A 23,914-nucleotide genomic window follows, 5' to 3' on the forward strand; every position below is an offset into this window, starting at 1 on the left:
CCACCGGCTGATGGACGTGAACTGACCCCCGCACCGCGCGAGCGCGGCCCGGACGCCGGGAGACGCCGGGACCGACGCTTGTGGCGAGGCGGGTGCAGCCGAAGCGGGGAGACTCCAGCGTCCGGTGACCGGGCCCGCCCGCAGACCCCCTGGGGCGCTGCCTCCGTCGAGGAGGGCGACGTGGGTGTGGTGTGAGGCCGGTCAGGGGCGGGAGAGGCGGCCCGTTCGGGGGAGACGGGCGATGAGGAGGATCGCGATTCGGGCCGTCAGATAGCCGAAGGCGGCCGGGACGAGGAGCTGGGGCAGCATCGCCGCGACCGACGCCTGGCCGCCGAGGAGTACGGGGGTGAGTACGGGAGGCGCCGCCAGGACGGCCGCGGCCAGGGCCGCGTTCCCGGCCGTCCGGGTGGTCAAGGCCAGGGCGACCCCGGTGGCGAGCGGGGCCCAGATGCCGAAGCCGGAGGTGAGGATCCGCGCGGTGGACTCGCCGGTGATCGTGACGCCGATGCCAAAGGCGGTGGCCGCGGCGGTGACCAGCCAGAGCCCGGCACCGGTCCTGCGGGTCCGGTCCGGCGGGGCGGCCAGCAGGACGAGGGTGTTGAGCTCGATCAGCCCGAACCCCCGGATGCCGAGGCCGAGTTCGGCTGCGGTGCGGAAGTCCAGGTCGCACAGCCCGAAGCGGCACATGGCGTAGAACAGCGGTGCCAGTACCAGCGACACCAGGGCCAGGGCCCGTGCGGCCGGCCAGCGGCCGGCCGCGGCCGCGCACGCCGTCAGCACAGCGGGGACGAGCAGCGACATCACCGCCAGGAGCGCGCCTCCCGCCGGGACTCCGGCGGGGAAGTCGGCGGACTCGGGGCTGATGGCGAGCCGCAGGTCCCGCCACAGGTAGGTCGCCGCGTACGTTCCGGCCAGCAGCGCGGCGAGCGGCGCCGCGGTGGCGAACGCCCGGCCCGGCGGCCGGTGGGAGACCATGCCCAGCTGGAGCCGGGCCCCGTGCCCGGCGACGTCGGCCACCTCGCGCAGCCCCGCGGCGGAGCCGGAGCGGGCGATCCGGTGCCGGGCGAGGTCGGCGACCTCCGCGAGTGCACCGGCGCCGTAGGACGCCGGGTACAGCCGGAGGGCCCGTTGCAGCAGGCGCGTGTTCAAGGAGTGCTTCGAGGTCATGCCGCGCCTCCTGCGGGACGGGTCCGGATCTGCGTCAGACGCCGGTCGGCCTCGCGCAGTGCGGAGCGAAGGCGTTCGGCCTCGTCCCTGAGCGACTGTTCACCGTCCGGGGTGAGGGCGAACACGCGCCGGGGGCGCCCGTCCACCGTCTCCTCGCGCTCGACGTGGATCAGCCCCTCGGCCAGGAGCCGGTCGAGGGTGCCGTACAGGCTGCCGGCGCCGAGCCGTACCCGGCCTTCGGAGATCGCGGCGACCTCGTCCCCGAGCGCGTAGCCGTGCCGGGGCCGGTCGGCCAGCGCGGTGAGGAGCAGGAAGGTCGGCTCTTGCATGGAGCGTTTGTTCTTCACGCTCCACACCATAGTACGGTGACCGTAGTGTCTGGCAAGGCCCCTGCGGAACGGCCTCGGGCCCACCAGGAGCTGCTGGAGCCGGTGGTGACGGTCCCGCGGATCGACGGAGCCCAGCGGAGCAGCCGTCAGAGGTGCCCCCGCGTGACCCGGCGGCGTTCGCCGGGTCACGCGGTGAGCGTCATGGCCTCCACTCTTCGGCGAGGAGTCCGAGGACGGCCTCGTCCGCGAACTCGCCGCACACCCAGGCGGAGCGGCGGAGTGTTCCCTCCAGGGTGAAGCCGGCCCTGCGGGCGGCCGCGATCATCGGGGTGTTGTCGGCGAGGGTCTCCAGTTGCAGCCGGTGCAGGCCGCGTACCGCGAAGCCGTACTGGCAGAGCACCCTGACCACATCGGTGCCCAGGCCCCGGCCGCGCAGGCCGGGGCGCAGGGCGATCCCGAGGTGGGCGGTGCGGTTGTGGGTGTCGATCCCCCAGAGCACGGCCTCTCCGGCCAACTCCCCTGAGGCCAGGTCCAGTACGGAGAAGCAGGCCGCGGCCTCCGAGGGCGGGGCCGGCGCGTAGGGGGACTCTGCCGCGCCCGGGGAGATGGGCCGCCAGGGGCGGGTGTCGGCCCGGGAGCGGGTGGCGACGTCGTCGTACAGCTCGGTCTGGAGAACGGCTACGTCACTCTCGTGGCGCGCGCGGAGGGCGACTTTGAGGCCTTGTATCATGTCACATTGCTACCAGAGCCGTGTCGGCCGCTCAACCGAATTGGACCCTCTCCGGCGTTGCACCGTCGCCGTCATCGGGAGCGCCGGAGCGGGGAGTTGGACCGCGGTCAGAGTGGCGGCAGGCGGCGGGCCAGGAGCTCCGCGCCGGCGCCGTTCAGGGTGCTGAACAGGACCGTCGTGCCGAGGGCGTCCACGCTGGGGGCGGTGGAGGCGCCGGGCCGTTGGCCGCCGTCGGCCGCCGTGCTGACGCGTTCGATCCGGCCGGTCCACAGGTCGCGGCGGAAGACGTCCGCGACACCGTTGGTGTCGCCGGGGACGAGGGCGGCGGAGTCGGAGGCGAAGTAGACCCAGCGGTCGTCGGCGGTCATGACGGCGGGCTGGGAGTCGACGGCGGAGACCGTGGTCACCGTGCCCGTGCGCAGGTCGCGGGCGTAGAGGCAGACCTGGACGGTGTCCTGCTCGCGCTCGAAGACGCGGAAGAGGGCGTAGCGACCGTCGGGGCTGAGGCGTCCGGCCTTGGCGGCGTCGCGCAGGGTGCCGGTGGCGTCGATGCTGGCGCCCTGGATCCGGCCGGTGCGCGCGTCGTAGGTGTAGAGCGGGAAGAGCTGCCGTGCGGGTGGGGGCTTGGTGGCGGTCGTGGTTGTCGTGGGCGTCATGGCCGTTGCGGGCGGCGTGGGCGCGGTCGGCAGCAGGTTGGTCGCCTTGGAGCGGAAGGCGACGGTCTGGCCGTCCGCGCTGAGCGAGGGCTCGACCGAGCCGCCGTCGGCGGCGGCGCCGCCGCGGCCGGTGCTGACCAGGCGGGTGGTGCCGGTGCGGCGGTCGGCCAGGTGGATGTTCTGGACGCCGGGCCGGGAGCCGGGGGCGAGGTCGGGGCGGTCCGAGGTGTACGCGACGTACCGGCCGTCGGCGCTGATCGCCGGGTCGAGCGAGTTGCCGGCGCCGGTGCCCGCGGTGAGCGGTTCGGTGCGGCCGGTCCAGCGGTCGCGGACGTAGACGTCGAACCGGCCGTCGCCGTGCCGCCCCGGGATGACGTCGGTGGCGTTCGTGCTGAAGGCCACGTACCGGCCGTCGGCGCTGATCGCCGCCTGGTTGGTCGAGCCGTCGAGCTGGCCGCCGTCGTCGGCCAGGCTCACCCGCTCGGTGCGCCCGGTCCACAGGTCGCGGACGAACACGTCGTACAGGCGGTTGGTGTCGCCGGGCACCAGGTTGGCGGCCAGCGAGGTGAAGAGGGCGTAGCGGCCGTCGGCGCTCAGGCCGAGGGGCTCCGACCAGTCGTCGGCCGGGGTGCCGTCGGGGGCGACGTTCACCGTGACGGTGCCCTCCGGGAGCGGTGCGGCCTGGGCCTGGACCTGGGCCGTGGTGGCGGCCAGGAGTGCGGCTGCCAGCACGCTGCCGGCCCGTACCGCCCACCGGCCGCGGGTCCCCGCGTTCGTCCGTTCCACCTGAACCGTCCTCCCCTTGTCTCGGGCCGTACCGCCTCCCGCCCCCGCCGGCCGGCTCGGGGCGAGCCAACCGCCCGGTCGTACCGGAGGTCAACGGGGTCGGGCTGGTCATGGACACGATTTCGCCAACTCCCCTCCACCTCCCGACCACGGCGGATGCCGGTCCGGCCGGACCCGGTGGCCATGCCACCTGCGGGATCCGGGAGTTCAGGAATGACCGTTGACGAACCCTTTGCCGGAACGTGCCGGAACGTGCCGGTCGTGGCGGCCGCGGTCCCGCACATACGTGAAGTGACAGCGGTCGGGCGGCTGTCGGGCGGCTGTCGGGCGGATCGGGCCCGCTCGGAGTCGATGATCCGGGGAACCGGTAGGCGCCCTACCGGCGGACCGCCGAGACCAGTCCGCCCGGCTGCTCCTCGCGCTGCGGCGGGGTGTCGACCGGGCGGCCGTAGGCGGTGGCGCGCTCACGCAGGGTGTGGGCGTCGGCCTCCCAGCCGTGCCCGGCCAGCCAGTCCACCGGGTCGTCGGGCATCTCCGAGACCCACATGGACGCCGCCGAGCCCGGTACGGAGTCCGCGCCGAAGCGCTCGATCACGCCGCGCGAGCCCAAGGTGAGCCCCATCCGACTGCCGGGCGCCGACTGCTCGCCGATCCGGGCCAGCAGCAACTCCACCGCGTCCTCGGGCAGATAGATCAGCAGTCCTTCGGCGATCCACACGGTCGGCGCGGCCGGGTCGTGCCCTGCGGCGGCCAGCGCGGCCGGCCAGTCCTCACGCAGGTCCGCCGTGACGGTGATCCGCTCGCAGCGTGCGACGGCCCGCTCCTGGCGCAGCACCGAGGCCTTGAAGTCCAGTGGCGCGGCGGTGTCGACCTCGAACAGCCGGGTGCCCTCGGGCCAGTCCATCCGGAAGGCGCGGCTGTCCATGCCGGCGCCGAGCAGTACGACCTGCCGGACCCCGGACGCGGAGGCCCGCCGCAACAGATCGTCGAGGAACTTCGTCCTGATGACGATGGAGAACGACACGGCCAGCCGGCGGCGGCGCGCGGCCTCGTCAGCCGGGGGTGGCGAGGAGGGCCACAGGCCGCCAGCGGCGGCGAAGGCCTGGGCCAGTGGGTCGCGGAACAACGCGTCCACCCGCTCGGTCTCCAGCGCCCGCACCCTGGCCACCCCCACCGCCGTGGCCCACACTCCCGACGGCTGCACCCGCTCCTGCTCATCAGTCACCGCGCCAGCCTAGATGATCGAACCCGAGGGGCCTGATGAGGGGAGCCGGGTTCAGGCGCGGCCGGCCGCGCACGCGCGCACTGACTGCCAACCTTGAGTCGCTTCGGTCGCTCCGGTCGCTGATGAGTCGCTGCATCGGCGAGACGGAGCTGCGGGCCGTCAGCGGGTCTCGATGACGACCTTCTCGATGACCACGTCCTGCACCGGGCGGTCGTTGCGGGGGTCGGTGTCCGCCGTGGCGATGGCGTCGACGGTCTTCTGGCCGGCCTCGTCCGCGACTTCGCCGAAGATGGTGTGCTTGCCGGTGAGCCACGTGGTGGGCGCGAGGGTGATGAAGAACTGGGATCCGTTGGTACCCGGCCCGGCGTTGGCCATGGCCAGCAGGTACGGCTTGGTGAACGCCAGGTCCGGGTGGAACTCGTCGGCGAACTCGTAGCCGGGCCCGCCCGTGCCGTTGCCCAGCGGATCGCCGCCCTGGATCATGAAGCCCTCGATGACCCGGTGGAACACCGTCCCGTCGTACAGCGGGGCGTTGCTCGGCTGCCCGGTGTTCGGATCGATCCATTGGCGGTCGCCCTTCGCCAGCTCCACGAAGTTCCGTACCGTCTTCGGGGCGTGGTTCGGCAGCAGCCGGACCACGATGTCGCCCCGGCTGCTCTTCAACGTCGCGTACAGCTCTTCCGCCATGACGATCCTTCGGTGTGCGGCCTGCAAACCTGGCCATGTCTCCCGGTCTGGCCCACGGACACGGGGCGATGACACGAGATCTCACCCGCACGAGTGGCGGGCAGGACGTTTGACCGGGACCTGGACGGGCCCGCCGGGACGGAAGCGTTCCACCCCGACGATGTGCCGCACCTTGAGCGGGCGCACGATCACCGCGACCCGCTGCTCACCCGGCATGATCCACTCGAAGCGCTCGACGCCCAGGTACTTGCGGGCCAGCCGGTCCATCCGGTCGTGCGCCTCCCCGCCCTCGACGAAGCGGGCCACCACGCCACTGATCTGCACGCGGTCGAAGTGGTCGGTGGCGTCCGCGTGCGAGAGGTAGACGCGCGGGTCGCGACGGAGGTTCTCCTCCTTCACCCGCCCCACCGAGGTGTTGAACGCCAGTTCCCCCTCGCCCTCCAGATCCACCCACATCGGGCTGACCTGCGGTGCTCCGTCGGCGAACACGGTGCCGACGTACCAGATGTTGGGTGCCCGCAGCCGGGCGCGGACGGCTTCGTCGAAGGTCGCGGTCATTCCGGGAGGCTAGCAACCGCGAAGGGTGCGGTTCGCCTCTGGTGAAGCCGCGTTCGAGTGATGCCGCGTTCGAGTGAAGCCGCGTTCGACTGGAGCCTCGTTCGACTGAGGCCGCGAGGGCGCGTCCTGCGGCCGGTCACCGCTCGGCCGGCACCTCCGGTCCGGAGGCGCCGACCGGGGCTCCCCGCGAACCGAGGAGCTGAGCGACCGGATCGGCGCTGCCCGAGGCGCTCAGCTCCTGCACCAGCTCGCAGTTCCTGGCGACCCTGCTGGAGACCCACTCGCGCAGCCACGCGGACAGCTGCGGGAGCGGCAGGTCGGACGGGGCCAGCCCGGCGAGCACGCACCCGGTCGCCGCCGCTCCGCCGACGTTGACGACCACGTCCGGCAGGACGGTGTGGCCGGCCTCGCGCAGCGACCGGCGGGCGGGCGGGGTGCAGCTCAGGTTTCCGCCCTCGACCACCAGGCCGGCCCGGACCGCCGGCACCGCCTCCTCGTCGACCGCGGAGGCGGAGGCCGCCAGCACCAGCACGTCGGCGTCGACGTGCAGCCACGCCTGCCCGGGCCCGTGGACGGTGACCCGGGCGGGCAGCCGGCTCCGGTCGATCGTGCCGTCGCTGCTGGTGAGTGCGGTGAGTTCGGCGACGGGCAGTCCGCGCTGGTCCTCGATGGTGCCCCGGACGTCGGCGACGGCCACCACCAGGTGGCCGTGCGCGGCCAGGTGGCCGGCCACCGCGCGCCCGACGGTGCCGAAGCCCTGGATCGCGATGCGCTGAGGGGTCCGCGCACCGGAGGCCCGTAGGGCGCCGAGCACCGCGACGGCCACGCCGAACCCGGTGATGTCGGCCATGTGGTCCCACAGTTCGGCCCAGTCGACGGTGAGGCGGGTGGTGCCGGGGCGGCGGGTGACGTCGTACCCGGCGGCCTCGAAGGCGACCTGCCGGTCGGCGTAGGTGGTGCCCTGGTCGCACCCCAGGTACACCCCGCCGTTCAGCAGCGGGGCCGCGGCGCGGCCGAACCCCCGCATCACCGCCCGCCGTTCGACGGTGGCGCCCGGATCGGGTGCGATGCCGGCCTTGGCGCCACCGATGGGCAGGCCGACCAGTGCCAGCTTGTGGGTCATCGCCCTGGCGAGCCCGGCCAGCTCCTGCTCGGTCACCGTCGGGGTCATCCTGGTGCCGCCCAGGGCCAGGCCGTCGACCATGGAGTCGACGACGACCCAGCCCCGGGCCTGGCAGCCCGGCAGGTTCAGGGTGGTGGTGAGCAGGGGCTCGGCCGGCGGGCGCGCGACGTGCGGTGCGAGCGTCCGGTTCACCGCGCACCGTCCTCCGGGACGGACCGCAGGCGCAGGCTACGGGGGCGCATGTCGGTCCACACGTGTTCGATGTGCGCGAGGCACTCGTCCTTCGCACCCCGCACACCGACCTCGTGCCAGCCCGCCGGCGATTCGCGGTCGGCGGACCAGATCGAGTACTGCTCCTCGTCGTTGACGACGACCTTCCACTGCTCGGATGCTTCGCTGGTCATGCCGTTACCTCCAGATGTCGGTGGTCGGGGGGTCCGCCGGGCGGCGGACGGGGGGAGCCGGTTCGCGCTCGGCGTCGGGACGGGTGTCGGGACGGGTGTCTAGGTGGGGGTCGAGGTGGGTGTCGAGACCGGCGTCGAGACCGTCCAGCCACGCCGGCAGGCTGGCGGCGCGCAGGAGGCCCGTTCCGATCAGCACGCCGGCGAAGCCCTCGTCGAGCAGGCGGGCGGCGTCGTCGGGGCGGCGGATGGCCCCGGCACTCACCGGGCACCGGGTGCCGCTGCGCAGCACCGCGGGCAGGAGTGACGAGCTTCGCCCGAGGTCGCCCGCGCCGCGTTCGCGGGTGGCGATGTCCTTGTTGTTCACCGCGACCACGCACTTCTCGGCGCGCGGCACGCGGCTGATCTCCTCCTCGGTGGTGACCTCGACGAACGGCGTCAGGCCCAGGCTCAGGCCGAGCTCGACCAGATGGCCCAGGGCGGTGCGCGGCAGCAGCGCGGCGGTGAGCAGGACCGCGGACGCGCCGCTCTCGCGGGCCTGGTGCAGTTGGCTCCGGCGGGTGATGAAGTCCTTCTGCAGCACGGGCAGGTCCGTCGCCGCCACGACCTCGTGCAGCAGGTCCGGGGTGCCGCCGAACCACCGGCCGGTGACCACGGACAGGCAGGGCGCGCCGACGCCCTGGTAGTCGGTGACCAGCCGGGCGGCCGACCTGTCGCCGAACAGGTCGTGTCCGGCGGCGTCCTGCCGCTTGAGCTCCATGATCACCGGTCGGCGGGCGTCCAGCAGTGCCTCGATGAACGCGGCCGTCATCTAGGCCCTCGCTTTCGGATCGCGCCAGCCGCGCCGTACGGCCGTGACCCGGTCGGTGCTCAGCCGTCCGTCGACGTCCCTGGCCGCCGTGTCCACGTCGATGCCGAGGAACAGGGGGTGGTCCAGCACGGCCCGGTAGTCCTCCCGGTTGTCGGCCGAGATGCCGCCGGCCAGCAGGAAGGGCCGCGAGAGGCGGTCGGCGATCTCGATGACGGCCCCGCAGTCAGCCGGCTGCCCGGTGCTGCCGATCCGGCCGTCCCCGGCCACCGCGTCCAGCAGGAAGAGGTCCGTTCCGGCCCGCTCGTACGCCGAGATCAGGGACCGCTCCGCGCGGGTGTCCGCGCCGAGGTGCAGCACCTTGACCACGGTGAGGTCCGTGGTGCCCTTCAGGGCGCGGACCAGTCCCGGCGGCTGGTAGCCGTGCAGTTGGACCCACTGGACCCGGGCCGCGGCCGTCGCCGCGCGCAGTGTCCCGGCGTCGTTGAGGAAGGTCACGAGGACCGGGTGCATTCGCCCCGTTCGGTGCACGGCGTCTGCGAGAGAAGTGAGTTGATGAAGTGTCAGGTTGGCGCGTCCCCCTGGGACGCCGTGCCACAGGCCGACGAAGTCGGCTCCGGCGCTGTCGAGCGATGCCACGTCCTCGGCCGAGGCGGCTCCGCAGATCTTGACCAGCATCAGGTGTCACAACCCCAACATGGCGGCGATGCGGTTGCGTTGGATCTCCGACGTGCCCGAGTAGATCGGGCCGGCGACCGCGTCGCGCACGTCCTTCTCCAGCCCGTACTCGGCCAGGTAGCCGCTGCCGCCGAAGATCTGCACGGCGGCCAGTGCGGAGGCGAGGTTGCTCTCGCTGGCGAGGACCTTGCTGACGGCGATGTCCCTCGTGACGTTCTCGCCCTCCGTCAGCCTGACCGCCGTGTCGTAGAGCCATTTGCGCGCGGTGTCCAGGCCGATGCTCATGTCCACGAGCTTGTGGGAGATCGACTGGTACGAGCCGATCGGATGGCCGAACTGGACGCGCTGCTTGGCGAATTCGACGCAGCGGTCGAGCCGGTACCGCATCTGCCCGGTGTTGATGACGAAGGAGCAGAGGATCTCCCACTTCATCACGTGGTCCAGGACCAGGAACCCGGATCCGACCCGGCCGATCACGGCGGACGCGGGGATCCGGCAGTCGTCGAAGTGCAGTTCGCCCAGCGGCGCCGTCCGCAGCCCCATGGTGGCGACGGGCGGCCCGACGGCGAGCCCCGGGGTGTCCCGCTCCACGGCGAAGGCGGTGATGCTGAGCGGGCCGGCCTTCGGGTGGGTGCGCGCGTAGACCACGAACACGTCGGCCACCGGGCCGTTGGTGATGAAGGCCTTGCCGCCCCGCAGCACGAAGTCGTCGCCCTCGCGGGTGGCCGTGGTCCTCATCGCCAGCGCGTCGGAGCCGCTCTCGGTCTCGCTGATCGCGTGCGCCCCGATCGTCTCTCCCGAGCAGATCCCCGGCAGGTGGCGCGCCTTGAGCTCCGGCGAGCCGAACCGTTGCAGCGGTACTCCGACGCTGACCAGGTGGGTGGCGACCGCGAAGTTCAGTCCGCCGTCACGGCACCCGGTACCGAGTTGTTCGAGTACGTGCATGGTGGTGAGCAGGTCCTGGCCCAGCCCGCCCCACCGTTCGTCGAACGGCAGGCCGAGGATTCCGGACCGCTGGATCAGCTTCCACTTGTCCCACGGGAAGGCGCCTTCCGCGTCCCCTTCGAGATGGCCCGAGCTGAGCTCCTCGCACCACTGGGCGATGCCCTCGCCCAGGGCGACCTGGTCGGCGTTCCAGCTGATCATCTGTCAGTCCTGTTAGTACTCGGAGAAATCGGTCGAGTCGAGGTTGTGGCGTTCGTCGCCGCGCAACGCGGGCGAGAACACGCACACCAGGCGGAGGTCCGTGTCCTGGTCCGCGATCAGGAAGTGGGCGTCGTGCAGGTCGAGCGCGTACAGCGTGCCCGGCTCGATCGGGTGGGACGTGCCGTCGGCGTTCACGACCTGGCCCGTGCCCTCGATGCAGTAGCAGGCCTCCAGGTGGCGGCGGTACTCCAGCCTCGACTTGGTGCCGGCGCGGACGGTGGTGTCCGTCATCGTGTAGCCCAGGCCGTCGGATTCGAGAAGGAACCTGCGGCTGAGCCCGTTGCCCCAGTCCACGGTGGTCACCTCGTCAAGGCGTCGGACGATCATCGGGTGTGCCTCCTGGCGGGTAGCTGGACGGGTGGCTTGCTGAGTCGGCGCTTCGCCGGATCAGCGGTGTGCCGAGTACGGCGAGACGGTGTGCACGAAGGTGTGGAGCTCCTCGACCACGTCGGCCCCTTCGGCGAGGGCGTGCTCGATCCGGGCGACCCCGGCGCTGCCCACGACCGCGGCGTCGGCGCCGAGGCCGTGCAGCAGGTCGATGTCCGCCCTGGAGCGGACGCCGAATCCGACGGCGATCGGTACGGCGGTCGTCGTGCGCAGCGCGGCCAGCGCGTCGGCCAGCTCCTGGCGGTCGGCCGTGAGCCTGCCGCCGCTGCGGCCGTAGTGGGCCACCAGGTACAGGTACGCGGTGGCGGACTCGGCGGCCGCGGCCTTGACCTCGGCCGTCGACGCGGCGTAGCAGGTGGCGACCGCGGGCAGCCCCGCCTCCCGCACCGCTTCGAGGTAGCCGGCCCGTAGCCGCGGCGGCAGGCCGTGGACCAGCAGGCCGTCGACGCCCGAGTCGGCGACCCGCCGGACGAAGCCGGGCACGGTCAGGTCTCTGACCGTGTGGCTCCAGTCGGCCAGCAGTGCCACCCGCAGGTGGCGCAGCCGGGGCAGGATCCCGCTGAGGAGTCCGAGCACCTCGTCGAGTCCGACGCCGTCGGCCAGGGCCCGCTGCGCCGATCGGCGGATGACCGGCCCGTCGGTGACCGAGTCGGGGAAGGGCACCGCCAGCTCCAGGCAGTCCACTCGGCAGTCGTCGAGCATCCGCATGACGTCGGCGAGGACGGGCAGCGGGGGGTCTCCGGCGTTGAGGAACATCGCCAGACCGGGCTGGTCCGGTGGCCGGCGTGCGAAGAACCCGCTCACCGCGCACGCGCCGTGGCTATGGCGCGGCGCGCAGGGTGTGCGCGCAGGCGGTCGACGAGGTCGCGGGCGGCGCCGCTGCGGAGGGCGTCGTCGGCCGCCCTGATCGCCTCCGGCCAGCCGTCGATCAGCCCGCTCGCGACGGCCAGTGCGGCGGCGTTCAGGCGGACGGTCCGTGTCGCGAGAGCCTTCCCGTCGCCGGAGAGCACGGCGAGGAAGTGGTCGACCACGTCCTCGCCCTCGCCGGTCGGCCGTAGTCCGGCGATCGGGTCGGTGCCGTTTGCGGGAGCCCCGGGAGCCTCGGCCCGCAGCCGGATCGCGTCCGTGCCGTCATTGGAGAGGACGACGTTGTCGACGGAGCCGACGAGCTCGTCGACCCCCAGCTCGTTGGTGCACAGCCAGATCCTCCGGTCGGCCACGGTGGCGGCGACCTGGCCCAGAACCGGCAGCAGCGAATGGTCCGAGACGCCGACGAGCTGGGCGGAGACCGGCACCGCGGCCAGGAAGGGGCCGACGGAGTTGATGAATCCGCCGATCATCCGCAGGTCCATCGGCACGATGCTCCGGGCCAGCAGCGCCACCTCCCGCGGGTAGACGAAGTTCCCCGGGAAGGCGATGCCGAAGCGTTCCAGCAGGTCGTCGGTCTGCTCGTAGGAGGTGGTCGTCCGGATGCCGAGGCGGTCGAGCAGGTCGTGGGAGCCGCAGGTGCTCGTGTAGGCGCGGGATCCCGTCTTGACGACGCGCACGCCCAGGGCGGCGGCGACGAACGCCGCCGCGGTGGAGATGTTGAACGTGGCCGGACCGCCTCCGGTGCCGACGATGTTGGCCGTGCGGTCCAGCCGCGCGGCGACGGCGGGCCGGCGCTCGTCCAGCGAGCGGAGCATGGCGACCAGCGTGTCCCGATCGGGCATCCGGGTGGACAGCGAGGACAGCAGCGCCACCGTCTCGCCGGAGCGCAGGGCACCGTCACGCAGCTGGTCCCAGAAGGACCCCCACATCTCCTGGTCGACGACGGCGCGGTCCCGGCCGATCAGCGCTCGCAGCACCTCGTGCATGGCTAGTGGGCGTCCGTCCGGTGCTGCTGGGCCTGCTCGATGAACCTGCTGATCGAGCCGACCGAGCGGAAGCTGTCCGGGTCGAGGTCGAGGTCGATCTCCTCGACGCGCAGGTCGAAGCAGTCCTCGAGCCAGGCGATCGTCTTGAGCAGGCCGAGGCTGTCGATGACCCCGCCGTCCACGAGGTCGTAGTCGGCGTCCAGTTCGTTCGCGCCGACGTCCGGCAGGAACTCCTCGATGATGAACTGCGTGACTACCGCGGCGTGTTTCACGTGGCCGGTCCTTCGTTTGGCTGGGACGGGGAGCAGGCGAGCTGGAGGGGCGTGCGGTCGATCTTTCCGGTGGGCGTCCTGGGCAGCGGGTCGTCCACGATCAGCAGGGTCGAGGGGACGGCGGTGAGCGGAAGCCGTTGCGCGCAGTGCCGGCGCAGCGCCAGCGAGTTGAGCCGGCTGTCCGGGGCGCGGCGGACCACGCCCCGCAGCAGGCGGCCGGCCACCTGGTCGGGCACGGTCACCACGGCCGCCTCGACGACGTCGGGATGTTCGAGCAGCACCTGCTCGACCTCGTGGGTGTTGACCCGCACGCCGCGGACCTTGACCTGGTGGTCGTTGCGCCCTTCCAGGGTGATGCGGCCGTCCCGGTCGCGCCGTACGAGGTCGCCGCTGCGGAAGTAGCGCCGCGTCTGCCCGTCGTGGTGGTGGGTCGCGAACCTGTCCGCGTTCTGCTCCCGGTCCAGGTAGCCGTCGGTCTGGAACGGCGTGGCGACGTGGAGTTCGCCGGTCCCCGGCCCGGTCACGATCGCGCCGTCGGCACCGACGATCACCGCGTGGACTCCGGGCAGCGGGCGTCCGATCGGCACCGGGCCGTCCGCCGGCTCGGTGCCGTCGACCTCGTGCAGGAAGCTGTCGTTGGTCTCGGTGCAGCCGTAGACGTTGTGGAGCCGCGCGCCGGTGAACAGCTGCGGAAGTTCGGCCAGGCAGCGGGCGGGCATGCTGTCGCCGGTGAAGACGACGTGCTCGACGGTGTCGAGCCGGCGGCCGCTCCCGGCGGCCGCGTCGACCAGCAGCCGGTAGAACATCGGTACCGCCTGGACGAGTTGGACCGCGTGGCGGGACACGAGGTCCAGCAGGTAGTTCGGCTGGGTGGCCCGGGCCGGATCGACCAGGACGACGCGGCCGCCGTACTTGAGCGTGGTCCAGATGTCCAGCAGGCACAGGTCGAAGGTGAGCGGCGCGTAGTTGAGGACCGTCGTTCCCCGGCGGATGCCGAACCGCTCGCCGGCCCAGGTGGTGAAGCGGTCCACCGCCCCCGTACTCAGTGGCACGATCTTCGGCCGCCCGGTGGAACCGGAGGTGGTGAACATGAAGGAGACGTCGGCGGGTTCCGTACGGCGCGGCGCCTCCGGTTCCGCCGGCCGGTCCGGGGCACCCGGCCCGGGTCCGGGAGACCGGGGGCTCTCCGGCGACAGGACGTGCCGGATTCCGGCCTGCTCGACCAGCGTGTGGGGTGTTCTCCCCTCCGGCGCGGGCGCGGGCAGCAGCAGGAAGCGCCGCCCTTCCAGCAGACAGGCGAGCATCAGGGCGATCGTCGAGGGCGACTTGGCGGCCGGGATGCCGACCGGCTCGTCCCCGCCCGGGGCGAGCCCGGCGATCCGGACGCGCTCCCGCTCCGCCAGCTGGTGGAGCTCACGGTAGGTCGTCTCTTCTCCGCGCCATATCAGCGCCGGATCGCCGGGGTGGCCGGTGGCGTGCGAGACGAATGAACCCACCAGACTCTGCTGCTGCATCACGACTTCTCCGAGTTCATGCAACGGGGTGGGTTCATAGACAACGGATGAGTTCATGCAACGGGTTCACCGATCTTTTTCCGAACAATGAAGGCCCGACAGGAAAGGGGCCCACCCGGTCGCCCCCTGGAGACAGAAGAATTATCACGTGGTGCCCGTCCATGGAAGTGGGGTGCGCGATACCGGCCATGACGGCACGTCAGAGAGGGTGTCGGATCATCCGGGCCGATGCTAGCCGTCGAGCGTGTTCGATCTACATAAGGATTCCAGGGGACTGGCGTAAATATTGTCTTGATGCTTGCAACCCGGTTCTCGATCTTGCGGAGTGAGACGGGAGCCACCTAGTATCCGCCGTACTGTTCGCCAAGTAGCGAATCGGCGAGGGGATTTCCGGGGCGCTGAATCGTTCCCGATCGCCGTGAAAGGTGGATCCGTCATGCCTGGTCCCGATCGGCGCGCGCACGCTCCGACCCTGTTGTCCTTCGCCCAGCAACGGCTGTGGTTCCTCGACCGGCTGCGCCCGGGTCTGCCGGACCACAACGTCCCGACCGCGGTACGGCTGCGCGGCCGACTGGACGAGGGGGCGCTCATCCGGGCGCTGACCGAAGTCGTGCGCCGCCACGAGGTGTTGCGCGGCAGGATCGTCGACACCGAGGACGGCCCGCGCCACGTCGCGGAGCCGGTCGAGACCTTCGTGCCGACGATCACCGATCTGACGCACACCCCGTCGGAACAGGCCTGGCGGCGGGCCCGGGAACTGGTGGCCGCCGATCTGGCGACCCCGTTCGACCTCGGGACCGCTCCGATGCTGCGGGCCCGGCTGATCCGGATCGCCCCCGACGACCACCTGCTGCTCCTCGTGATCCACCACATCGCCTGTGACGGCTGGTCGCTGTCGGTGCTGTGGCAGGAGTTCTCCGCCGCGTACGGCGCCGCCGTCGACGGCCGGCCGATCGCCCTGACGGACCTGCCCGTCCAGTACGCCGATTTCGCCGACTGGCAGCGGAGCCACCAGGCCGGAGCGGCGATGCTGGACCAACTCGCCTACTGGCGAGAGCACTTGGCCGACCTGAACCCGTCGGTGCTCCCGACGGACCGACCCCGCCCCGCGGCGTGGTCAGGCCGGGGCGACCAGGTCGAGATCGAGATCCCGGCGGACCTCGCCGAGCGCGTACGCACACTCGGGCGCGCCCACGAGGTGACGCCGTTCATGACGCTGCTGGCCGCCTTCCAGGTCCTGCTCGCGCGCTGCACGGGACAGGCCGACGTGACGGTCGGGACACCGATCTCCGGGCGGACCCGGATCGAGGTGGAGCCGCTGGTCGGCTTCTTCGTCAACACGCTCGTCCTGCGCACCGACCTGTCGGGCGACCCCGGCTTCACCGACGTGCTCGCCCGGGTGCGGCGGGGCGCGGTGGAGGCCTACGCCCACCAGGACGTCCCCTTCGAGCGGCTGGTGCAGGAGCTGCGGCCCGAGCGCGATCTCGGCCAACACCCGCTGTTCACGGTCATGTTCCAGCTGGAGGATCCGCCCGCGCTCCCGTCCGGCCTTCCGGGGCTCGAAGTGGATGACCATCGGATACCGAACGACGTGGCGAAGTTCGACATCGAGGTCTCCCTGACGGACGGCGGCGATCGCCTCACCGGCGTCATCCGCTACGCCGCCGACCTCTTCGACCGCGACACGGTGCGGCAACTCTCCGAGGGTTTCCGGGCGTTGCTCGACCAGCTCGTCGACAGCCCCGAACGGCCGATATCGGCGTGGGAGCCCCCTCCGGGCCTGCGCGTGAGCCGGCCCGCTCCCGCCACCCGCAGGGCCGAGCCCGAGCCGGCCGCCGAGACCGAACCCGGGCCCGCCACCGAGACCGAACTCCTCGTGCTGGAGACCTGGGCCGAGGTGCTCGGTGTCACCCCGGGCGGCGTGGACAGCGACTTCTTCGAGCTGGGCGGCCATTCGCTCCTCGCGTCGAAGGTCATGTCCCGGCTCGGCCGGGCACTCGACCTCGAACTGCCCGTCGCCCTGCTCTTCTACCACCCGACCGTCGCCGAACTCGCCGACGGCATCGACGCGGCGTTGCTGGCGGACCTCGGCGCCGCCACCGAAGCGGAACCGCTTCCCGCCGGAAAGGCCCGTCACCCGTGAAGGCACAGCACAGTCGCCCCGAGCCCGGCCGGCCGACCGGTTCCGCGCCCGGGGCCAACCCGTCGGCCGGTCCGGCGCCGGCCACCGCACGGGCCCTGCTCGACCAACGCGTCCGCGCGGCCCGGAACAGGGCCGCCGAGCGCGAGCCGGAGGCCGCGATCCCGCCCCGCCCGGCGGGTGCGCAGGTGACGTCGTTCACCCAGGAACGCATGTGGCTGATCGAGCGGCTGTCCGACGGCCCCGCGATGTACAACGTCCACGAGGTCTTCCGGCTGCGCGGACCGCTGGACGTGGCGGCCCTCGGCCACAGTCTCACCGAGCTGGTGCGGCGCCACGAAGTCCTGCGCACCGTCTTCCCCGAGCGGGGCGGGCTCCCCAGCCCCTCGGTCGAGCCGGCCCGGCCGTTCGACCTGCCCGTCACGGACCTGCGGACCGAGCCCGCGGAACGCCGGACGCGGCTGGCCCTCGACCTCGTCCAGTCCGAGATCCTGCGCCCGTTCGACCTGGCCGCCGCCCCGCTGCTGCGCGCATCACTGCTGCGGGTCGACGAGGGCGAACACGTCCTGGTGGTGGTCGTCCACCACATCGCCGTCGACGGCTGGTCGATGCCGCTGCTGTGGGACGACCTGTCGGCGATGTACCGGAGCCGGCTGGAAGGGCGCGAGCACGAGCTGGCCCCCTTGCGGATCCAGTACGCGGACTTCGCCCACTGGCAGCGGGCCCGGCTCTCCGGCGAACGCCTGCAGCGCCAACTGGATTACTGGAGCACGCAGTTGTCCGGGCTGTCGCCGCTGGACCTGCCCACCGACCGTCCACGCGGACCGGTCCGCGCGGGCCGGGGCGAGCGGATCACCTTCACGGTGCCCGAGGAACTGGCCGGCCGGTTGCGGCTGTTGGGCCGTCGGCACGGCGCGACGATGTTCATGACGCTGCTCGCCGCGTTCCAGGCCCTGCTCGCCCGCTACAGCGGGCAGTGCGACGTGGCGGTCGGCACACCGGTCGCGGGCCGGACCCGTCCGGAACTCGACCCGCTGGTGGGCTCGTTCATCAACACCGTGGTCGTCCGCACCGACCTCTCGGGCGACCCGAGCTTCGCCGAACTGCTCGACCGGGTCCGCGGCACCGCCGTGGACGCCTACGCGCACCAGGACGTGCCGTTCGAACGGCTGGTGCAGGAGCTGCGGCCGGCCCGCGGTCTCGACCGCAACCCGCTGTTCCAGGTGATGTTCGCCGGCCTGTCCGACCCGGCTGCCGCCCTCCGGCTGGTGGGGGCGGAGGTCGAACAGATCGAGGTCGACAACGGCACGGCCAAGGTCGACCTCAGCCTGGTGGTAGCCGACCGGCCGAGCAGCACGCCCGGGACAGCCGGCACCACCGGGACCGTGGCCTTCGACACCGACCTGTTCGACCGCGCGAGCGTGGAACGGCTGGTCGGCCACTACCTCCGGCTGCTGGACGCCGCGGCCGGCGATCCCGACCGTCCCGTCTCGCGCCTGGACCTGCTCACCGAGGCCGAGCGCGAAGCGCTGCTGGTGGCCGCCAACGCCACCGACGAACCCTTCCCCGCCGACCTCTGCGTGCACGAGCTGGTCGAGGAGCAGGCCCGGCTGACCCCCGACGCGGTGGCGGTCCGCTGCGGCGCCCAGCGACTGACCTACCGGGAACTCGACCGCCGGGCCAACCAGTTGGCCCGGCACCTGCGAGCCCGGGGAGCACGGCCGGAACGCCTGGTCGGTGTGTGCCTGCCGCGCTCGGCGGACCTCGTCGTGGCCCTGCTGGCCGTCCTCAAGTCGGGCGCCGCCTACCTGCCGCTGGACCCGGACCTCCCGGCGCAGCGCATGTCGTTCATGCTCGCCGACGCCGAGGTGCCGCTGCTGCTCACCCAGCGCTCCCTGGCCGACCGGCTGCCGCGGCACGGCGCCGCGACGGTGTGGACGGACGACGAGGCCGGGCTCATCGCGGCCCTGCCCGCGGACCGGCTGGCGCCGCTCGCGGCGCCCGCCAACCTGGCGTACTCGATCTACACCTCCGGTTCGACCGGCCGACCCAAGGCGGTGCTGGTCCCGCACGAGGGCGTGGTCAACTACCTGGTGGTCCGCGGCCGGCAGCTGGACCTCGGCGGGGAGGACGTCGTCGCCTCGGTGGCCTCGATCTCCTTCGACGTCATCGTCCCCCAGGTGCTCATGCCCCTGGCCTGGGGCGCGAGCGTGGTGATCGCGCCGTCGGAGGTCGCGGTCGACGGCCCGCGCCTGACGGAGATGATGCGCGAGTTCGGCGTCACCACGCTCATGGCCACACCGGCCACCTGGCTCCTGCTGCTGGACGGCGGATGGCAGGGCGGCCGGTTCCAGGCGATCTGCGTGGGCGAACCGCTCCAGCCCGCCCTGGCCCGGCGCCTCCTCGACCGGGTCTCCACGCTGTGGAACGGCTACGGCCCCACCGAGGCGTCCGTCGGCTGCGTCACCCGGCGCGTGGACGCCGACCGGGATCTGGCCCGGCCGGGAGGGTCCGTGCCGATCGGCCGGCCGCTCGGCAACCTCCGGATCTACCTGCTGGACCCGGCCGGCGCCCCGGTGCCCGTCGGCGTCCCGGGCGAGATCCACATCGGCGGGGTCGGCGTCACCCGCGGGTACGCCAACCGGCCGGGGCTGACCGCCGAGCGCTTCGTGCCCGACCCGTTCGGCGCCGACGGCGGCCGGCTGTACCGGACCGGCGACCTGGCGCGGTACCTGCCGGACGGCAGCCTCGCCTTCCTCGGCCGCACCGACGAACAGGTGAAGATCCGGGGGTACCGCATCGAGCTGGGCGAGATCGAGGCCGCGCTGTGCGCGCAGCCCGGTGTCGCCCGGGCCACGGTGACGGTGCGGGGCACCGGGACGGACGCCGAACTGGCCGGCTACCTGGTGTGGCAGGACCGGCCCGGTGACCTGGCCGTCCTGCGGCGCTCCCTGCGCGAGACCCTGCCCGAGTTCATGGTGCCCACGACGCTCACCGCACTCGACCGGATCCCGTTGACCACGAACGGCAAGGTGGACCGCGGGGCCCTGCCCGAGCCGGCCCGCCACGGCCACGAGGCGGCTGCGCTACCGCCGCGGGACCTGCTGGAACTCCTGATGACCAGGATCTGGGAGCGCGTGCTGGGCACCCCGCGGGTCGGCGTCCGGGACGACTTCTTCGCGCTGGGCGGGCATTCGCTCAGGGCGGTCGAGCTCGTGGAGGCGATCCGGCGGGAGTGGGGGGTCACCGTGCCGCTGAACACGGTGTTCCGCCATCCCACCGTCGAGGGTCTGTGCGCGGAACTGCCCAACGCCTCGCAGGCCCTGCGCCGGCTCGTGGTCCCGCTGGCCGAAGGAGACCACCGCAGGGCGCCGCTGATCCTGGTGCACCCGCAGAGCGGCGACGTGTGCTCCCTCCTTCCCCTGGCCGAGCACCTCGGCGAGCATGTGGTCGAGGGCGTCGCCGAACCGCTCGCCGGCGGCCGGCCCGTCTACGGCCTGGAGGCCGTCGGCTACAACACCGACGAGCCGCCACTGGCCACCGTCGAGGAGCAGGCGCAGCGCTACCTGCGGGAGCTGCGGTCCGTCCTGCCCGACGGTCCGTACCTGCTGGCCGGCTGGTCCTTCGGCGGGCTGGTCGCCTTCGAGATGGCCCGCCTGCTGGAGGAGGAGGGGAACCCCCCGGGATTCCTCGGGATCATCGACGTCGGAGCGCCCGTGTTCACCGACGGATCCACCGACGGCTCCACTGGTGGAGCCACCGGCGAGCCCGACGGCCACGACCCGCACGGGACGGCCCGGTTCGCGCTCGCCTCCGGGCTTCCCACCGGAGCCGTCGCAGACCTCCGCGAGCTCGACGAGCTCGACGAGCAGGACGCCCTCTCCCTGCTGCTCCACGACGCGCACGCCGGCGAGCGCCTTCCCCAGCGGGTGCGCACCGAACAACTGCGGCGCATGGTACGGGTCTTCACCACCAACGGCGACGCCGCCCGACGCTACCGCTCAACCGCGCGGCTGCGGACACCGATCCACCTGTTCACGAGCGCCGAGGCGCACCCCGTGCTCGCCGCCCCGGTCGTGGTCCCCGCCCGGTGGCGCGACCGCACCGAGGGGGCGCTGAGCGTGGTCGAGGTGCCCGGCAACCACCACGACATGCTGTCGCCGCCCCACGCCGCACCCTTCGCCGACGCGCTGTCGGCCATCCTGGAGGAGCTCGGATGAGCGACGGACACGAGCTGCCGTTGTCGTCGGCGCAGTCCGGCATCTGGTTCGCCCACCACCTGCGCCCCGGCAGCCCCGTCTACAACACCGGCGAGTACGTGGACATCCCCGGGCCGATCGACCCGGAGCTGTTCGAGACGGCCGTGCGGCGCGTGGTGGACGAGACCGAGTCCCTGCGCGTTCGCCTCACCGACGGTGCCGAGGGCCCCCGGCAGGTCGTCACCCCGTCGCCCGACTGGTCGATGGACCACGTCGACCTCACCTCGACACCGGATCCGCTGCGGGCGGCCGAGCGCTGGATGCGCGCCGACCTGTCCACACCGGTCGGGCTCACCCGGGACCGGCTGTTCCGCCAGGCCCTGTTCGCCGTCGCGCCGGACCGCTTCCTCTGGTACCAGCGCGTCCACCACATCGTGGTCGACGGCTTCAGCATGTCGCTCATCGCGCGCCGCGTCGCCAAGACCTACACCGGACTGGTCGAGGGCAGGGGAGGGGCACGGCCGGCCTTCGGGCCGCTGAGCCTGCTGCTGGCGCACGACGCCGCCTACCACGCGTCGCAACAGCCCGAACAGGACCGGGAGTTCTGGGCGGCCCGGCTGGCCGGCCGGCCGGATCCCGTCAGCCTCGCCAGCCGCTCGGCGGCCGCCTCGGACGGCTTCCTGCGTCGTACCGGCACCCTCGACGCGCCCACCGTGGCCGCGCTGCGGCGGGCCGCGCGACCCGCCGGGGCGAGCTGGCCCACCGCCTTCACCGCAGCGGTCGCCGCGTACCTCCACCGCCTCAGCGGCGAACGGGACATCGTGCTGAGCATGCCGGTGACCGGGCGCACCGGCTCCTCCGTGCAGGCCGTCCCCGGCATGGTGGCGAACGTGGTGCCGCTGCGGCTGCGCGTGCACCCGGAACAGGGCCTGTCCGCACTCGCGCGACAGGTGGCCGAGGAGGTCGCCGCCCTGCGCGGGCACCAGCGCCACCGCAGCGAGGACCTGCGCAGGGAGCTGGATCCGGCCCGGTCGGAGCGGGTCCTGTTCGGGCCCCTCGTCAACATCATGTCCTTCTACTACCACCTGGACTTCGCGGGCGTCCGCGCCACCGTGCACAACCTGTCCAACGGGCCGGTCGAGGACCTCTCGTTCTCCGTCTACGACCGCTCCGACGGCACCGCGCCCCGGCTCGACGTCGACGCGAACCCCGCGCTCTACTCCGAGGCCGAACTCACCGCCCACCAGCAGCGGTTCCTCCGGTTCCTGGACGCGGTGGCCGCCGATCCGCACCGGCCGATCGGCCGGCCCGACCTCCTCACCCCCGAGGAGCGGCAGCGGACCGTCGTGGCCGTCAACCGCACCACGCAGCCGCTGCCGCACCCGACGGTGCCGCTGGCCTTCGCGGCCGAGGTCGCGCGCACGCCCGACGCGCCCGCCGTGGTGTGCGGCGAAACCACCCTGTCCTACGCGGAGTTGAACGACCGGGCCAACCGGCTGGCCCACCGGCTCATCGCCCTGGGCGTGCGCTGCGACAGCACGGTGGCCGTGCTCATGGAACGCTCCGTCGACGTGGTGGTGTCGGTCCTGGCGATCAGCAAGGCCGGCGGCGCCTACGTGCCGCTGGACACCCGGGCCCCGGCGGCCCGCCTGCGCCGCGTCCTGGACGACACCGGGGCGGCGGTGCTGCTCACCCACCGGGCCGCCCGGGACGACGCGCCGTCCCACGGCACACCGGTCGTGGTCGTCGACACCGACCCCGGCCTCGCCGACGAGCCGGCCACCGACCCCGTCGTGCCGCTGCGCCCGGACCACCTGGCGTGCGTCCTCTACACCTCGGGGTCCACGGGCACGCCGAAGGGGGTGGCCCTGACCCACCGCAACGTCATCAGCCTGACCGCGCAAGGATATTGGCGCGAGTTGGACGGCCCGCGGGTCCTCGCACACTCCCCGCACGCCTTCGACGCCTCGACCTACGAGTGGTGGGTGCCGCTGCTCAACGGGGGCCGGGTCGTGGTGGCCCCGCCCGGCGAGCTGGCGCTCGCGGACCTCCACCGGCTCATCGTCGACCACCGGGTCGGGGCGCTGTGGCTGACGGCCGGGCTGTTCCGGGTGTTCGCCGAGGAGTCACCCGGCACGCTGGCCGGGGTCGGCCAGGTGTGGACCGGCGGTGACATCGTGCCGGCCGATGCCGTCCGGCGCGTCCTGGCACGGTGCCCGGACTCCGTGGTGGTCGCCGGGTACGGCCCGACCGAGGCCACCACGTTCACCACGCGCAGGGTGCTGCGCCCCGGTCAGCCCGTGCCCGACGTCGTCCCCCTCGGCCGACCGGTGGACAACAGGCGGGTGTACGTCCTGGACGAGGCGCTGTCGCCGCTGCCGCCGGGGGTGGTCGGCGTGCTGTACGTCGCCGGTGCGGGCGTGGCGCGCGGGTACCTGAACGACCCCCGCCGCACGGCCGGCCAGTTCCTGCCGTGCCCCTTCGGTGAACCGGGCGAGCGGATGTACCGCACGGGCGACGTGGTCCGCTGGAACGCCGAGGGGGAGCTCGAGTTCCTCGGCCGCGCGGACGAGCAGGTCAAGCTCCACGGCTTCCGCATCGAACTGGGCGAGATCGAGGCGGTGCTGGCCGGGCACCCGGCCGTCGCCCAGGCGACCGTGGTCGCCGGCCCGGGCACCTCGCCCGGCCGGCGGCTGATCGGCTACGTCGTCCCGGCCGGGGACTCGGGGCTCGACCCGGCGGCGCTACGGGAGCACGCCCGCGCGGCGCTGCCGGACTACATGGTGCCCTCGGCGATCGTCACGCTCGACGCCTTCCCCCTGACGCCCAGGGGCAAGATCGACCGGGCCGCGCTGCCCGTCCCGGAGCTCGCACCGGCACCGTCCGGGCCCGGGCCGCGAACCCCGGCGGAGCGGACGATGTGCGCGCTGTTCGCCGAGGTGCTCGGCCGGCCCGCGGTGGGCGTCGACGACGGTTTCTTCGCGCTGGGCGGCAACTCCCTGCTCGCGACCCGGCTGGTCAACCGGGTGCGGGTGAGGTTCGGCCGTGAACTCACCCTCGGCGCCCTGTTCGGGGCACCCACGCCGGCGCGCCTGGTCGAGGCGCTCACGGACGCCCCGGACGCCGCGGCCGTACCGGCTCTCTCACCACGTACACGACTCTGACAGCGATCGAGCGATCACAGGAAGCACC

The 23,914-nt window shown here is 72.9% G+C and carries 20 protein-coding genes; 3 read left to right on the top strand and 17 right to left on the bottom strand.

The genetic code is table 11. The features are described 5' to 3' along the window. Positions 1-201: 201 nt before the first annotated feature. The 17 genes from ABT015_RS01925 to ABT015_RS02005 all read right to left on the bottom strand — a co-directional run bounded on the left by ABT015_RS01925 (position 202) and on the right by ABT015_RS02005 (position 14,383). Positions 202-1,167 (bottom strand): hypothetical protein, encoded by a 966-nt coding sequence (locus ABT015_RS01925; RefSeq protein ID WP_350875713.1) that lies wholly within the window; start codon positions 1,165-1,167, stop codon positions 202-204. Beyond that, positions 1,164-1,496, bottom strand: coding sequence for a PadR family transcriptional regulator (locus tag ABT015_RS01930; RefSeq protein ID WP_350876316.1), 333 nt, complete (start codon positions 1,494-1,496; stop codon positions 1,164-1,166). The genes ABT015_RS01925 and ABT015_RS01930 overlap by 4 nt, the downstream gene beginning before the upstream one ends. 199 nt (positions 1,497-1,695) lie before the next feature. Beyond that, complete coding sequence (locus ABT015_RS01935) at positions 1,696-2,226, bottom strand: GNAT family N-acetyltransferase (protein WP_350875715.1); 531 nt, start codon at positions 2,224-2,226, stop codon at positions 1,696-1,698. 107 nt (positions 2,227-2,333) lie between these two features. Continuing rightward, positions 2,334-3,668, bottom strand: a complete 1,335-nt coding sequence (locus ABT015_RS01940; protein ID WP_350875718.1) for a TolB-like translocation protein — start codon at positions 3,666-3,668, stop codon at positions 2,334-2,336. 376 nt (positions 3,669-4,044) lie between these two features. Further along, positions 4,045-4,857, bottom strand: a complete 813-nt coding sequence (locus ABT015_RS01945) for a class I SAM-dependent methyltransferase (protein ID WP_350876318.1) — start codon at positions 4,855-4,857, stop codon at positions 4,045-4,047. 195 nt (positions 4,858-5,052) lie between these two features. After that, positions 5,053-5,580: a peptidylprolyl isomerase gene (locus ABT015_RS01950; protein ID WP_350875720.1), complete on the bottom strand. Its 528-nt coding sequence runs from the start codon at positions 5,578-5,580 to the stop codon at positions 5,053-5,055. Positions 5,581-5,661: 81 nt separating this feature from the next. Further along, on the bottom strand, positions 5,662-6,138 hold the full coding sequence (locus ABT015_RS01955) for a TIGR03618 family F420-dependent PPOX class oxidoreductase (RefSeq protein WP_350875722.1): 477 nt from the start codon (positions 6,136-6,138) through the stop codon (positions 5,662-5,664). A gap of 136 nt (positions 6,139-6,274) precedes the next feature. Then, positions 6,275-7,453, bottom strand: a complete 1,179-nt coding sequence (locus ABT015_RS01960; protein WP_350875725.1) for a Glu/Leu/Phe/Val dehydrogenase dimerization domain-containing protein — start codon at positions 7,451-7,453, stop codon at positions 6,275-6,277. Beyond that, a complete protein-coding gene (locus ABT015_RS01965; protein WP_350875727.1) occupies positions 7,450-7,665 on the bottom strand; it encodes an MbtH family protein in 216 nt (71 codons plus the stop codon). Before ABT015_RS01965 ends, ABT015_RS01960 begins: the two co-directional genes overlap by 4 nt. Before the next feature lie 4 nt (positions 7,666-7,669). Then, positions 7,670-8,473, bottom strand: a complete 804-nt coding sequence (locus ABT015_RS01970; protein ID WP_350875729.1) for a beta/alpha barrel domain-containing protein — start codon at positions 8,471-8,473, stop codon at positions 7,670-7,672. Beyond that, complete coding sequence (locus ABT015_RS01975; protein ID WP_350875731.1) at positions 8,474-9,148, bottom strand: phosphoribosylanthranilate isomerase; 675 nt, start codon at positions 9,146-9,148, stop codon at positions 8,474-8,476. 6 nt (positions 9,149-9,154) lie between these two features. Beyond that, positions 9,155-10,294, bottom strand: a complete 1,140-nt coding sequence (locus tag ABT015_RS01980) for an acyl-CoA dehydrogenase family protein (RefSeq protein ID WP_350875733.1) — start codon at positions 10,292-10,294, stop codon at positions 9,155-9,157. 12 nt (positions 10,295-10,306) lie between these two features. Then, the gene (locus ABT015_RS01985) at positions 10,307-10,681 is read right to left on the bottom strand and encodes an ectoine synthase (protein ID WP_350875735.1); all 375 of its coding nucleotides are present in this window, start codon (positions 10,679-10,681) and stop codon (positions 10,307-10,309) included. Positions 10,682-10,741: 60 nt separating this feature from the next. Continuing rightward, positions 10,742-11,497, bottom strand: coding sequence for a tryptophan synthase subunit alpha (gene trpA, locus ABT015_RS01990; RefSeq protein WP_402447991.1), 756 nt, complete (start codon positions 11,495-11,497; stop codon positions 10,742-10,744). A 44-nt stretch (positions 11,498-11,541) separates the two neighbouring features. Beyond that, positions 11,542-12,597, bottom strand: coding sequence for an anthranilate phosphoribosyltransferase (locus ABT015_RS01995; protein WP_350875739.1), 1,056 nt, complete (start codon positions 12,595-12,597; stop codon positions 11,542-11,544). A gap of 2 nt (positions 12,598-12,599) precedes the next feature. Beyond that, positions 12,600-12,869, bottom strand: coding sequence for an acyl carrier protein (locus ABT015_RS02000; RefSeq protein WP_350875741.1), 270 nt, complete (start codon positions 12,867-12,869; stop codon positions 12,600-12,602). After that, positions 12,866-14,383, bottom strand: coding sequence for an AMP-binding protein (locus tag ABT015_RS02005; RefSeq protein WP_350875743.1), 1,518 nt, complete (start codon positions 14,381-14,383; stop codon positions 12,866-12,868). The genes ABT015_RS02000 and ABT015_RS02005 overlap by 4 nt, the downstream gene beginning before the upstream one ends. A gap of 436 nt (positions 14,384-14,819) precedes the next feature. Between ABT015_RS02005 and ABT015_RS02010 the strand changes: the two genes are divergently transcribed. The 3 genes from ABT015_RS02010 to ABT015_RS02020 are packed head-to-tail and all read left to right on the top strand — an operon-like array spanning position 14,820 to position 23,886. After that, the gene (locus ABT015_RS02010) at positions 14,820-16,526 is read left to right on the top strand and encodes a condensation domain-containing protein (RefSeq protein ID WP_350875745.1); all 1,707 of its coding nucleotides are present in this window, start codon (positions 14,820-14,822) and stop codon (positions 16,524-16,526) included. Beyond that, positions 16,523-20,743, top strand: coding sequence for a non-ribosomal peptide synthetase (locus ABT015_RS02015; protein WP_350875747.1), 4,221 nt, complete (start codon positions 16,523-16,525; stop codon positions 20,741-20,743). The genes ABT015_RS02010 and ABT015_RS02015 overlap by 4 nt, the downstream gene beginning before the upstream one ends. Continuing rightward, positions 20,740-23,886: a non-ribosomal peptide synthetase gene (locus ABT015_RS02020; protein ID WP_350875749.1), complete on the top strand. Its 3,147-nt coding sequence runs from the start codon at positions 20,740-20,742 to the stop codon at positions 23,884-23,886. The genes ABT015_RS02015 and ABT015_RS02020 overlap by 4 nt, the downstream gene beginning before the upstream one ends. The last annotated feature ends 28 nt before the right edge of the window (positions 23,887-23,914 follow it).

This window comes from Kitasatospora sp. NPDC094016 (assembly GCF_040304045.1).
In the GTDB taxonomy this organism is placed as follows: Bacteria; Actinomycetota; Actinomycetes; order Streptomycetales; family Streptomycetaceae; genus Kitasatospora.

What these genes read in the sequence shown, in the direction of transcription:
- ABT015_RS02020 (WP_350875749.1), top strand. Translation starts at nt 20,740, where the DNA reads ATGAGCGACGGACACGAGCTGCCGTTGTCGTCGGCGCAGTCCGGCATC.
- ABT015_RS02005 (WP_350875743.1), bottom strand. Translation starts at nt 14,383, where the DNA reads ATGCAGCAGCAGAGTCTGGTGGGTTCATTCGTCTCGCACGCCACCGGC.
- ABT015_RS01970 (WP_350875729.1), bottom strand. Translation starts at nt 8,473, where the DNA reads ATGACGGCCGCGTTCATCGAGGCACTGCTGGACGCCCGCCGACCGGTG.
- ABT015_RS01980 (WP_350875733.1), bottom strand. Translation starts at nt 10,294, where the DNA reads ATGATCAGCTGGAACGCCGACCAGGTCGCCCTGGGCGAGGGCATCGCC.
- trpA (WP_402447991.1), bottom strand. Translation starts at nt 11,497, where the DNA reads ATGTTCCTCAACGCCGGAGACCCCCCGCTGCCCGTCCTCGCCGACGTC.
- ABT015_RS02010 (WP_350875745.1), top strand. Translation starts at nt 14,820, where the DNA reads ATGCCTGGTCCCGATCGGCGCGCGCACGCTCCGACCCTGTTGTCCTTC.
- ABT015_RS01955 (WP_350875722.1), bottom strand. Translation starts at nt 6,138, where the DNA reads ATGACCGCGACCTTCGACGAAGCCGTCCGCGCCCGGCTGCGGGCACCC.
- ABT015_RS01950 (WP_350875720.1), bottom strand. Translation starts at nt 5,580, where the DNA reads ATGGCGGAAGAGCTGTACGCGACGTTGAAGAGCAGCCGGGGCGACATC.
- ABT015_RS01985 (WP_350875735.1), bottom strand. Translation starts at nt 10,681, where the DNA reads ATGATCGTCCGACGCCTTGACGAGGTGACCACCGTGGACTGGGGCAAC.
- ABT015_RS01975 (WP_350875731.1), bottom strand. Translation starts at nt 9,148, where the DNA reads ATGCTGGTCAAGATCTGCGGAGCCGCCTCGGCCGAGGACGTGGCATCG.
- ABT015_RS01930 (WP_350876316.1), bottom strand. Translation starts at nt 1,496, where the DNA reads ATGCAAGAGCCGACCTTCCTGCTCCTCACCGCGCTGGCCGACCGGCCC.
- ABT015_RS01995 (WP_350875739.1), bottom strand. Translation starts at nt 12,597, where the DNA reads ATGCACGAGGTGCTGCGAGCGCTGATCGGCCGGGACCGCGCCGTCGTC.
- ABT015_RS01925 (WP_350875713.1), bottom strand. Translation starts at nt 1,167, where the DNA reads ATGACCTCGAAGCACTCCTTGAACACGCGCCTGCTGCAACGGGCCCTC.
- ABT015_RS01935 (WP_350875715.1), bottom strand. Translation starts at nt 2,226, where the DNA reads ATGATACAAGGCCTCAAAGTCGCCCTCCGCGCGCGCCACGAGAGTGAC.
- ABT015_RS01965 (WP_350875727.1), bottom strand. Translation starts at nt 7,665, where the DNA reads ATGACCAGCGAAGCATCCGAGCAGTGGAAGGTCGTCGTCAACGACGAG.